General features: G+C 54.4%; 9 protein-coding genes and 1 rRNA gene. 6 read left to right on the top strand and 4 right to left on the bottom strand.

The window, feature by feature from the left end; translation table 11 throughout:
* The first annotated feature begins 178 nt into the window (after positions 1-178).
* A 5S ribosomal RNA gene (gene rrf, locus JWF83_RS16555) occupies positions 179-294 on the top strand.
* Between the two features lie 79 nt (positions 295-373).
* Here rrf and JWF83_RS16560 read toward each other — a convergent pair.
* The 3 genes from JWF83_RS16560 to JWF83_RS16570 are packed head-to-tail and all read right to left on the bottom strand — an operon-like array spanning position 374 to position 4,084.
* Positions 374-2,086: a M28 family peptidase gene (locus JWF83_RS16560; RefSeq protein WP_413651511.1), complete on the bottom strand. Its 1,713-nt coding sequence runs from the start codon at positions 2,084-2,086 to the stop codon at positions 374-376.
* Positions 2,073-2,876 (bottom strand): transporter substrate-binding domain-containing protein, encoded by an 804-nt coding sequence (locus JWF83_RS16565; RefSeq protein WP_413651512.1) that lies wholly within the window; start codon positions 2,874-2,876, stop codon positions 2,073-2,075. The genes JWF83_RS16560 and JWF83_RS16565 overlap by 14 nt, the downstream gene beginning before the upstream one ends.
* Positions 2,876-4,084, bottom strand: coding sequence for a M20 family metallopeptidase (locus JWF83_RS16570; RefSeq protein WP_413651513.1), 1,209 nt, complete (start codon positions 4,082-4,084; stop codon positions 2,876-2,878). Before JWF83_RS16570 ends, JWF83_RS16565 begins: the two co-directional genes overlap by 1 nt.
* A 163-nt stretch (positions 4,085-4,247) precedes the next feature.
* Here JWF83_RS16570 and JWF83_RS16575 point away from each other — a divergent pair, with 163 nt between their 5' ends.
* The 5 genes from JWF83_RS16575 (at position 4,248) to aceK (ending at position 11,228) form a co-directional block, all read left to right on the top strand.
* A complete protein-coding gene (locus JWF83_RS16575; protein WP_413651514.1) occupies positions 4,248-5,129 on the top strand; it encodes a LysR family transcriptional regulator in 882 nt (293 codons plus the stop codon).
* An 84-nt stretch (positions 5,130-5,213) separates the two neighbouring features.
* A complete protein-coding gene (gene metA, locus JWF83_RS16580) occupies positions 5,214-6,143 on the top strand; it encodes a homoserine O-succinyltransferase MetA (protein ID WP_413651515.1) in 930 nt (309 codons plus the stop codon).
* A gap of 347 nt (positions 6,144-6,490) precedes the next feature.
* Positions 6,491-8,089 carry a malate synthase A gene (gene aceB, locus JWF83_RS16585; RefSeq protein WP_413651516.1) on the top strand — a complete coding sequence of 533 codons (1,599 nt, stop codon included), beginning with the start codon at positions 6,491-6,493 and terminating at the stop codon, positions 8,087-8,089.
* A gap of 18 nt (positions 8,090-8,107) precedes the next feature.
* On the top strand, positions 8,108-9,418 hold the full coding sequence (gene aceA, locus JWF83_RS16590; RefSeq protein WP_413651517.1) for an isocitrate lyase: 1,311 nt from the start codon (positions 8,108-8,110) through the stop codon (positions 9,416-9,418).
* A 46-nt stretch (positions 9,419-9,464) separates the two neighbouring features.
* Positions 9,465-11,228: a bifunctional isocitrate dehydrogenase kinase/phosphatase gene (aceK, locus tag JWF83_RS16595; RefSeq protein ID WP_413651814.1), complete on the top strand. Its 1,764-nt coding sequence runs from the start codon at positions 9,465-9,467 to the stop codon at positions 11,226-11,228.
* Positions 11,229-11,243: 15 nt separating this feature from the next.
* Here aceK and iclR read toward each other — a convergent pair whose 3' ends face one another.
* Positions 11,244-12,083 (bottom strand): glyoxylate bypass operon transcriptional repressor IclR, encoded by an 840-nt coding sequence (gene iclR, locus JWF83_RS16600; RefSeq protein ID WP_413651518.1) that lies wholly within the window; start codon positions 12,081-12,083, stop codon positions 11,244-11,246.
* Between the last annotated feature and the right edge of the window lie 12 nt (positions 12,084-12,095).

Here is a 12,095-nt window from a genome sequence, read left to right on the forward strand (position 1 = left end):
CCTTACAACACCAGAAGTGTTTTGGTGAGTGTTTGTAGGGGCGGCATTCATGCCGCCCGTGCTGATAACAGCACAGAGACAACAATTTTCAGCTCAGTTCACGGATAAAGAATCTGCGGAAACGAAAGGTTTTGTGCTGAAGCAGCGCAAAAGATTCGTTTTATGCACAAAGAATTTGCCTGGCGGCTGTAGCGCGGTGGTCCCACCTGACCCCATGCCGAACTCAGAAGTGAAACGCCGTAGCGCCGATGGTAGTGTGGGGTCTCCCCATGCGAGAGTAGGGAACTGCCAGGCATCAAATTGTAAGGGTGGCATTTATGCCGCCGGTTAAGAAGCCTCATGCTCACGCATGGGGCTTTTTTGCGTCTGTGCGTTATGCACTGGAACCATTAATGAAACCCACTTTCAGGATCTGATGACTCTGCTTCAGCAGGCTAAGCGCCCGATCGCGTTGCCGACAGAACTGGGTCGTCATCATCAAAAAGGTTTCTGGCGTCGTTGCCGGCCGCATCTGGCCACGTAGCAGCTGCAAACCGGGCAAAGCACCACCATGAAAACTCAGATCATAATGAAAATCATCGGTCGAGCTGTAGCGAATACGGTGCCATAAGCCCAAAATCTGGTTGAGCCGCGGCTGCCAGTAACCGGTATTCTGTTGCCAGCCGGCCACCGCCCGGACCAGATCCTTTTCCATATCCTCCAGTGCCTGCACCAGCGGTGAGAGATCAAACGCCGGATCCAGCTCAGTTTGCAGCTGGCTGATGGCCTGCATCAGCAATAGCCGATAATGCAGCGGATCATGTGGCAGTTGATCGCGTACCAGCAGATCCGCCAGCCAGCGCGCATGAATCTGGCAATCACGCCACAGGATCTCCTGATCAAGTTTATCCAGCGTATCCTCTTCCGTATGCCACCACCAACCCCCTCCGCTGCCTGGTGATTGCGTGGTGCGCATTTCCGGCTCTTCACGCAAGGCAAAATGCAGCGGAATACCGCAGCCCCAAAAGGATTGATCCCCCCCTTTGCCCGGCGGGGTAATCCGTCTGGCGGGCTGGCCGCTAACCTGTGTAATAGTCTGATTAAGAAAGGCAATATCTTCTGCGCCACTGGCATTAATCACCAGCTGAGTGGCATCTTTACAGCCGGGTGAGTCAACATTGATATGAGCAATACAACCCCGCTGTAGCAGTAAGCGGTAGCGATCGGCATACCATGTTGAGCCACCATAGCGGGCATTGGAGTGCCCTGGCCACCAGGCAATCCGCACGCCTCTTCGCAGCAGCGGCTGCCGTTGATGGAAGTGAACTGCCATCGCCAGGCAAAGCGCATTACCGGTCGCATTATCCGTGACGCCTTCATGCCACGAGTCGTAATGCGAGGAGAGCAGGACAAATTCATCCGTACTGCCGGGAATATCGACCACCGGTAAGCTGCATTCCGCTACATGTTGATGTACTTCAGTGGTAAGCCGGGCGGTTAATGCCGGGTGCAGCGACAGTGTCGCCAGTAACGCCTGGCCCGCCGTCTGGTTTACTGAAATCACCGGCAGCTGCGGATAACGCAGCGCATCATCAGGCACCGGCGATCCCCAAACCGGACCAACGGTCTCTTCATGAAGCGCCTGTTCAGCTGAGCCCCAGATATGCACTAAACCTGCGGCTCCGGCGGCGGCCAGACGCTGGACATAATCCTCAAATCCCTGATCGGCAATGACAATTTTACCGCGTACTTCGCTGGCCCACTGCGCGCGCTGATTATCGGCAATCACCGACAGCGAGCGCTTATCATAAAATAGTTCCGCCTCGACTCCCTGCGGACAACTGGCGGAAAATGAACGTGTTTTGGCCGGATATTGCCATTGTGGATATGCGGGCAGGGACAAACTGCCGGATAGCGGGTCGCTGAGTAACAGTGAACAGAGTTCACGCTTGATCACGATACCCTGTGCTGCCAGCAGTTGCGCCAGCAGATCGACACTGCGCTCGGCATCTGTTGAACCAGACAGACGGTGCAGCTGCTGATATTCATTCAGCAGTTGCATCATCAGTGGCTGAAGCTCGCTGCGATTGAGATCACTGAGCGGCATGAGCCTGCTCCGGCTGATGTACTTTCATATCGATATCGCCAAAATAGTGCTGCTTCACTTTTTCCCAGCTGCCATCGGCGATAATTTTTGCCAGTCCTTCATTCAGTAGTTTGCGGGTTTTCTCATCTTCTTTGCGCATACCATAGGCAGAACCAATACTGAACAGCACGTCATCACGCACTTCCGGGCCGACCAGCGCAAAGTCTTTGCCTTCGGGTTTATTCAGGAAGCCGTAAGTGACGGCTACCGCCGGGCTTAAGGCGCCATCGAGGCGACCTGATGCCAGATCCTGATAAATCACGTCCTGATCGGGATACATGACGATATCGACTCCTTTTGTTGCCCAGTATTTATTGGCGTACATTTCCTGAATCGATCCCTGCTGTACCGCAATCCGTTTACCCTGTAATACCGTGGCATCCGGCAGCAGATTACTGCCTTTACGAGCAACTAACTTTGTCGGGATATGGTAGATAAAATCGCTGAAAGCAATCGATTTTCGACGTTTCTCGGTGGCGCCGAGCGGTGAAATAAAATCGACTTTTTTCGCCAGCAGCGAAGGAATTTCGGCGTCAAAGCTGCTGACCACATACTCGCACTTTACCTGCATTGCCTGACAGACGGCATTGGTAATATCGATTTCGAAACCCGCTGGCTTGCCACTGCTATCGCGGAACTGAAATGGCGGGTAGGTGAGATCGGCGCCGACGCGCAGGGTTTCACCGGCCGCCAGCGCGGCGTGGCAACTCAGAGCCAGGGTGGCGAAGGTGATCAATTTCATTATTTTCATCAGTGCGTATCTCCGGAGGTTTGAGAGCGGGATTTCCATTGGCTAAATTCAGCGCGCACCGTCTGATACAGTGTCGCGTCATAACAGAGATCGTATGCGGTCATGGCCAGCGCTTTGGCGGCTGTCAGCATGGTATTTGTACCGGCGTCAGAGGCGGCGGCGGCGGCAAATTCAGGGGTGTGGGGGATAACATCGCCAATGCGCAAATAGGGATGAATCGCAGCGGTAAGCTGGCTGACATTGCCAATATCAGATGAACCGACGCCACCACTCTGCGGTGGGTTAACCACTTCAAGTCCCAGCAGTTGCAGATTGCGCTGGAAGCCCGCCGCCAGCGCGAGATTATTATTGCGCTCAGCGTAGGTCAGCCCTTCTTCAATCTCAAGGCGCGCACCGCTCATCTGCGCCGCGGCCTGAGCGGCGGCAAACACCTTTTGTTGCACGGTTTTCAGTCCTTCGACGCTGGCTGCGCGCAGCAGAAATTTGGCTTCGGCATAAGCAGGTACAATATTCGTCGCGCTGCCGCCGTCAGTAATAATGCCGTGTACGCGCACATCGTCGGTAAAGAACTGACGCAGGGCGTTAATGCCGACAAAGGTCTGAATAACCGCATCCAGCGCGCTGATACCGAGATGCGGGGCGGAGGCGGCATGTGAGGCCTTGCCATAGAATTTAAATAGCGCATCAACACAGGCCAGCGCGCCGCGTGTTACCATATTTTTCTCGCGCGGATGAAACATCATTACCGCATCAACGTCGTCGAAAACGCCGTGATTAGCCATGATAATTTTACCACCGCCCTCTTCTTCGGCCGGTGTGCCAATGACTTCAATACAGCCGGCAATATCAGGACAGGCCTCGATCAACGCCAGCGCTGCGGTAACGGAGGCGGTACCGATCAGATTATGCCCGCAGGCATGCCCCAGCCCGGCTAACGCATCATATTCCGCCAGCAAGGCAATACGCGGTCCGGGTTTGCCGCTATGCCAGCTGGCCCGAAAGGCGGTCGCTAATCCTGCTACCTGTTCTTCAATGCGGAAACCCGCCGCACGGAGTGGGGCTATCAGCGCCTGGGCGGAATGAAACTCGGCGAAACTGAGTTCCGGCCGCGCATGAATGCTCAGAGCCAGCTGTGTCATCGGCTGGCTTAATTTTTCAACAGCATAAATAATTTTATCTTTCTGCCCGCAGGTGGTGCGCTCAGTCATTTTGGGTCCCCAATCGAGTGCATATAAAGTGTTGTAAATTAAGGCATTGTCCAGATATAGACTGTTTGTACGCAGAAGCCCAATTGAGCTTTTTTATGACTTGAATAATTTATGCAAAAATTATTTTATAGTTACAGGATAATCAGAGAGTTAGGTGCCCGCGATGAATGAAAAAGACTGGCTGATCGTCAGGACGGTGTGGCTGCATAAAAATATTACCCGTGCTGCTGAGCAGCTTTATACCTCACAGCCGGCATTGAGCTATCGTCTGAAACAGATTGAGCGCAAGCTGGATATTCGTCTGTTTGACGACAGCTCGCGTGGATTGGTCTTTAGTGCCCAGGGCCGCTATCTGGCGCAGCGGGCGGAGAGCATGCTGAGTGATTTCCGCCAGCTGAAGACCACACTGCACAGTCTCGATGGTCCGCAGCAGGGGGAACTACGGATTGGTGTGTCGAGTAATTATGCTGCTTACCGTTTACCGGATATTCTCGCCAGCTTTAGTGCCAGGCACCCGGGTATCAGTGTGAATCTGATCAGTGGCTACAGTGAGGCGATCTTTCGGCAACTCCAGCGGGAAGAGATTCATCTGGCGCTGGTAAAAGATGACTTTGGCTGGCGTGAAGGGAAACGGCTGGTAGAAGAGGACAACTATTACCTTATCAGCCATCAGTCGATCGATCTCGCCCTGTTGCCGTGGCTACCGCAAATTCGTATCAATCATGGCCCCCATATCAGCCAGCTGATCGATCGTTGGTGGAATGCCAACTACTCACTGGCGCCGCGTGTGGCGATGACGGTGGATAAACTGGAGGTGTGTCTGGCAATGGTGAGACGCGGGCTGGGGTATGCCATTGTTTCCAGCTACCTGCCGCTGGAAGAGACGCTGTTCCATCTGCCGGTTAGCGTGGCGGGCGAGACGGTAAAAAATCGCACCTGGCTGCTCTACCGTCATGCCAGCAGCGATACCTCGGTCACACTGCCGTTTGTGGAAATGTTTGAAGATCGTGGCGGTGAAGGTGAAACATTTTCAACTATGGCATGATCTCTCGACTTTGTTGCAGCGCCAGGCTATCTTCAGGCATCTGGATGTCTAAACGTATAAACGTATGTGTGAGGAAAACAGGTTATGCCAATCAGGGTACCCGATGAATTACCAGCCGTGAGTTTCTTGCGTAACGAGAATGTCTTTGTCATGACCTCCTCGCGCGCCAGCACTCAGGAAATCCGTCCGCTAAAGGTGCTGGTATTAAATCTGATGCCGAAAAAGATTGAGACTGAGAACCAGTTTTTGCGTCTGCTCTCCAACTCACCGCTGCAGATTGACATTCAGCTGCTGCGCATCGACGCACGCGAATCCCGCAATACGCCGACCGAACACCTCAATAACTTCTACTGTAATTTTGAAGATATTCAGAACGAAAATTTTGACGGCCTGATCGTTACCGGCGCGCCTCTGGGCCTGGTGGATTTTAACGACGTCGCCTACTGGCCGCAGATCCAGCGCGTGCTGCACTGGGCAAAAGAGCATGTCACCTCAACGCTATTTGTCTGTTGGGCAGTACAGGCGGCATTAAACATTCTGTATGGTATTCCGAAACAGACGCGGGAAACCAAGCTTTCCGGCGTTTATGAGCACAAAACCCTGCATCCGCATGCCCTGCTGACTCGCGGTTTCGATGACAATTTTCTCGCTCCGCATTCACGTTACGCCGATTTCCCCAGCCAGCTATTACGTGACTATACCGATCTGGAAATTTTCGCCGAATCTGAGCATACCGGCGCCTACCTGTTTGCCAGTAAAGATAAGCGACTGGCATTTGTGACCGGCCATCCTGAATATGACGCGCTGACCCTGTCGGGCGAATATCATCGTGATTATGAGGCCGGACTTAACCCGCAGGTGCCATTTAACTACTTCCCGCAGGATAATCCTGAACTGCCACCGCGCGCCAGCTGGCGTAGCCATGGCAATTTGTTGTTTGCTAACTGGCTGAACTATTACGTCTACCAGATCACACCATTCGATCTGCGCCATATGAATCCAACTCTGGAATAATCTGCTATTGCGGGCCGGAGACTTTTCGGCCCGCTGAACCCCGGCTTGTTCACCGTCCTGTTTCTGAAAACTCCCGTTTCCTCACGGTTTTTGCGCCGCTTTCCGCTGTCGTTTATCTGCTTAAATTCCATCTGAAAACACCTTCTTTTAGTTAACATATTTTATTGTTTTTATTTTCAATTTCTTATGTCATTTTTAATATAAAAATGGAAATTGTTTTTGATTTTGAAAATTATCAGATTATGATTTGATCCTGCGGGTCAAAAAAGCGCCAGCAAACGGATCGGATCGACGATCGCAATAGTGATGGCACCCGAGGGTATGGGATCAAACAGGAGAGGGCGAGCATGACACAACAAGTAATCAGCACTGAGCTGGCATTCAGCCAGCCCTTTGGCAGCGCGGAACAACAGATTCTAACCGAGGGCGCGGTCGATTTTCTCAGCGAGCTGGTGACGCGTTTCACGCCACGTCGTAACGGGCTACTGGCTGAACGTACGCTGGTTCAGCGCAGAATTGATGGCGGTGAACTTCCGGATTTTATTTCGGAAACTAATTCCATTAAAAATAGCGACTGGAAAATTCGCGGCATCCCGGCCGATTTGCAGCAGCGTCGCGTAGAGATCACTGGCCCGGTGGAACGCAAAATGGTGATCAACGCCCTGAACGCCAATGTGAACGTATTTATGGCGGATTTTGAAGACTCGCTGGCGCCGTCATGGGAAAAAGTGATCGCCGGGCAGATCAACCTGCGCGATGCGGTGAATGGCACCATTAGCTACAGCAACGAAGCCGGAAAAATTTATCAGCTGAAGCCCAATCCTGCGGTGTTGATTTGCCGGGTACGTGGTCTGCACCTGCCGGAAAAGCATGTGTTATGGCGCGGTGAAGCGATCCCCGGCAGCCTGTTTGACTTTGCACTCTACTTTTTCCACAACGTCAGGGCGCTGCTGGCAAAAGGCAGCGGCCCCTATTTCTATCTGCCGAAAACGCAGTCTTTCCAGGAAGCCGCCTGGTGGAGTGAGGTGTTCAGCTATACCGAAGATCGTTTCGATCTGCCGCGTGGCACCATCAAAGCGACACTGCTGATCGAAACGCTGCCGGCGGTATTCCAGATGGACGAGATCCTCTACCAGCTGCGCGATCATATTGTCGGGCTGAACTGCGGCCGCTGGGATTACATCTTCAGCTATATCAAAACGCTGAGAAATCATCCCGATCGCGTTCTGCCCGATCGTCAGTCGGTAACGATGGATCAGGGATTCCTTGATGCCTATTCACGACTGCTGATTAAAACCTGCCACCGGCGCGGCGCCTTTGCTATGGGTGGAATGGCGGCCTTTATTCCCAGCAAAGAAGCTGAACGTAACGCATGGGTGCTGAATAAAGTCCGTGCAGACAAACAGCGTGAGGCCGCCAATGGTCACGACGGCACCTGGATTGCCCACCCGGGGCTGGCCGATGTGGTGATGGAGGTGTTTAACCAGGCGCTGGGGGATAAACCGAATCAGCTGGATGTTCTGCGCGAAGAAGATGCGCCGATCAGCGCACAACAACTGCTGGAGCCGTGCAAAGGTGAACGCACCGAGGCGGGAATGCGCGCCAATATTCGTGTGGCGGTGCAGTACATCGAAGCGTGGATCTCCGGCAATGGCTGCGTGCCGATCTACGGACTGATGGAAGATGCCGCGACGGCGGAAATATCCCGCACCTCGATCTGGCAGTGGATCCGTCATGAAAAGACGCTCACTAACGGTGAGAAAGTCACCCGGGCGCTGTTCAGCCAGATGCTGGCCGAAGAGATGCGGGTCATTCAGGAAGAGCTGGGCGACCAGCGTTTTTGTCAGGGACGATTTGATGATGCCGCGCGCCTGATGGAGCGCATCACCACGGAAACTGAACTGGTGGAGTTTCTGACGCTGCCAGGTTACCACCTGATCCCCTGAGAACAAGGAGTATCCACTATGACCTCACGTACCCAACAGATTCAGCAGACAGAACAATCCTGGCGCGATGCACGCTGGGAAGGCATTACCCGCCCGTACAGCGCGGCAGAGGTGGTAAAACTGCGTGGCTCGGTGAATCCGGCCTGTACGCTGGCGCAGCAGGGCGCGAAAAAACTGTGGGCGCTGCTGAACGGCGGGGCGAAAAAGGGCTATATCAACAGCCTCGGCGCCCTGACCGGGGGCCAGGCGTTGCAGCAGGCGAAAGCCGGTATCGAAGCGATCTATCTCTCTGGCTGGCAGGTAGCCGCTGACGCCAATCTGGCGGCCAGCATGTATCCCGATCAGTCACTCTATCCGGTGAACTCCGTGCCATCGGTAGTGGAACGAATTAACAACACTTTCTGCCGCGCCGATCAGATTCAGTGGGCAAACAATATTGAAGCGGGCGATGCGCGTTATACCGACTATTTTCTGCCGATTATCGCCGACGCTGAGGCGGGGTTCGGCGGCGTGCTGAATGCGTTTGAACTGATGAAGTCAATGATCACCGCCGGCGCCGCGGGCGTGCATTTTGAGGATCAGCTGGCATCGGTGAAAAAGTGCGGACATATGGGCGGCAAGGTGCTGGTGCCAACCCAGGAAGCGATTCAGAAACTGGTGGCGGCGCGTTTAGCCGCGGATGTGATGGATGTCCCGACGGTGCTGATTGCGCGTACCGATGCTGATGCCGCCGATCTGATTACCTCCGACTGCGATGAGTATGATCGCGAGTTTATTACCGGAGAGCGTACGCCTGAAGGTTTCTTCCGTACCCGTGCCGGTGTGGAACAGGCGATCAGTCGTGGTCTGGCCTATGCCCCTTACGTTGATATGCTGTGGTGTGAAACCTCGACGCCGGACCTCGCGGCGGCGCAGCGTTTTGCCGATGCCATCCATGCACGTTTTCCGGGCAAGCTGCTGGCTTATAACTGCTCGCCATCGTTTAACTGGAAGAAAAATCTCGATGACAGCACCATCGCGCGCTTCCAGCAGGCGCTGGCCGATATGGGTTATAAATATCAGTTTATTACCCTGGCGGGCATCCACAGTATGTGGTTCAACATGTTCGATCTGGCGCAGGCTTATGCGCAGGGGGAAGGGATGCGCCACTATGTTGAAAAAGTGCAGCAGCCGGAATTCGCCGCCATCAAGCAGGGTTACACCTTCTCCTCGCATCAGCAGGAGGTGGGCACCGGCTATTTCGACAGCGTCACTACCATCATCCAGGGTGGGGTGTCGTCGGTTACCGCCCTGACCGGCTCCACCGAAGAGCAACAATTTAATCATTAATGATTAAACGGGAGTCATTACTGGCTCCCTTACAGTTTTCCAGAGGCTGCCGATGCAACAACTCGAAAAACTGATCGCGCAAACCATCCTGCAGGGCTTTGACGCGCAATATGGCCGTTTTCTTGAAATCACCGCTGGCGCACAGCAGCGCTTTGAGCTGGCCGACTGGCAGGCGGTGCAGCAGGCGATGAAAGCGCGTATCCATCTCTACGATCATCATGTCGGGCTGGTGGTGGAACAGCTGCGTTTTATCACCGGCGATCAGGCCTATGACGCCGCTTTTCTGATGCGGATTAAAGCCATTTACACTGACTTACTGCCCGACTACCCGCGCTTTGAAATCGCCGAAAGCTTTTTTAACTCAGTCTACTGTCGGCTGTTTGATCATCAGTCGCTGACGCCGGAACGGCTGTTTATCTTTAGCTCCCAGCCGGAGCGCCGCTTTCGCACTATTCCCCGCCCGCTGGCAAAAGAGTTCAGTGCGGCGAAAGGCTGGCAGCCGTTGCTACAGCGCCTGCTCAGCGATTTACCTCTGCGTTTGCCGTGGCAGGATCTGACGCGCGATATCGGCTATATCATGGCCCATTTGCAGCAAAACTTTGCCGCGCCGGAACTGGCGCAGGCGACGTTGAAAGTGGCTAATGAGCTGTTTTATCGTAATAAAGCGGCCTGGCTGGTGGCAAAACTCTGTCTGCCATCCGGGGTATACGCGTTGTTACTGCCGATTCACCGCAGTGATGCCGGCGAGCTGTGGGTTGATACCTGTCTCACGCGCAAACGTGAGGCCAGCATCGTTTTCGGTTTCGCCCGCTCCTATTTTATGGTCTATGCTCCGCTACCTGCGGCACTGGTGGAATGGCTGCGCGAGATCCTGCCGGGTAAAACCACCGCTGAACTCTATATGGCGATTGGCTGCCAGAAGCATGCGAAAACCGAAAGTTATCGCGAGTATCTGCACTATATGGCCAATACCGACGATCAGTTTGTGGTGGCGCCAGGGGTTCGCGGTTTAGTGATGCTGGTATTTACTCTGCCGGGTTTTGATCGGGTATTTAAGGTGATTAAAGATCGCTTCGCCCCGCAAAAAGAGGTGACGCCCGCCAGAGTGCGGCAGTGTTATCAGCTGGTTAAAGAGCACGACCGCGTAGGACGGATGGCGGATACCCAGGAGTTTGAAAATTTTGCCATCGAAAGGTCGCGTATTAGCGCCGAATTACTGGCCGAGCTGCAGCGTGAAGTGCCGGAAAAACTCGAGCTACAGGGTGAGATGCTGATTATTCAGCATCTCTATCTGGAGCGGCGTATGACGCCACTCAATATCTGGCTGGAACAGGGGACCCCGCAGCAGCGCCGTGATGCGATTGAAGAGTATGGCAATGCGGTGAAGCAGCTGGCGGCGGCGAATATTTTCCCCGGCGATATGTTGTATAAAAATTTTGGCGTTACGCGCCATGGTCGGGTGGTGTTTTATGATTATGATGAAATCAGCTATATGACCGAGGTGAACTTCCGCGATATTCCGCCGCCTCGTTATCCGGAAGATGAGCTGAGCCATGAACCCTGGTATAGCGTGGCGCCGGAAGATGTGTTCCCGCAAGAGTTTCGTCACTATCTGTGCAGCGACCCGGCCATCGCGGCGCTGTTTGATGAAATGCACAGCGAGCTGTTTCGCGCAGATTACTGGCGCGGGTTGCAGCAGCGGATCCGCGACGGCCATATTGAAGACGTCTTCGCCTACCGACGTCGCCAGCGTTTTTCGCAACGCTATCCGGCGGCGGGGGTTGATGCGGTTGCCGGCGCTAGCCATTAATGCAGCGGCGGTGCATTAATGGCCGCTGCTGCCACCATATTCGCGGGTAATCTCCTTCGCTGCTTTAATCACCATTGCGCCGATTTCGGTCACGCGATCGTCGGTGATGCGCGATAGCGGGCCGGAGATAGAGATGGCTGCGAACGGCTCGCCATGCTCATCATAGATGCAGGAGGCGACGCAGCGCAGGCCAAGCGCATGCTCCTCATCATCAAAGGCATAACCGGCTTTCCGTACCAGCGCCAGATTCTCCTTCAGGCTTTGTGGTGACATCAGGGTATGCGGGGTGTAGTAGTGCAACCCTTTGCGGTGCAGCAACTCGGTGACCTGCTGCTCGCTAAGATTGGCGAGAAAGGCTTTCCCTGCGCCGGAAGCATGCATCGGCAATTTACCGCCAATCGGCGCAGACATGCGCATCAGCTGAGTACACTGAACCTGGTCGATAATAACCGCCTGATGATCGCTTAAATCCAGCACCGCCAGATTAACCGTTTCGCCGGATGACTCCATCAGATTTCGCAGCATCGGATGCACCATCGCCAGCAGGTTGCGGCTCTGCAGGAAACTGCTGCCCACCACAAACGCATGGGCGCCGATGGTCCAGTAGCCTAAATCGCCGACCTGGCGTACAAATCCCAGCTGCTGCATGGTACTCAGCAGGCGGTGAGTGGTGGAGTTAGGCAGGCCTGATTGTTGGGCCAGTTCGGTTAACGCCACGCTGCCGTGGGATTCCGCAATCGACTCCAGCAGCTTCAGACCGCGCGTCAGGGACTGAACCTGTCCGGTAGGTTGTGCTGTCTGTGCGGCCGCGCTGCGGGGTTTTTTACCACGTTTGGTCGGAACGGGCGTTGCCATATCTGGCTCCTT

The sequence above is a fragment of the Pantoea sp. B65 genome (assembly GCF_047308185.1).
In the GTDB taxonomy this organism is placed as follows: Bacteria; Pseudomonadota; Gammaproteobacteria; order Enterobacterales; family Enterobacteriaceae; genus Erwinia.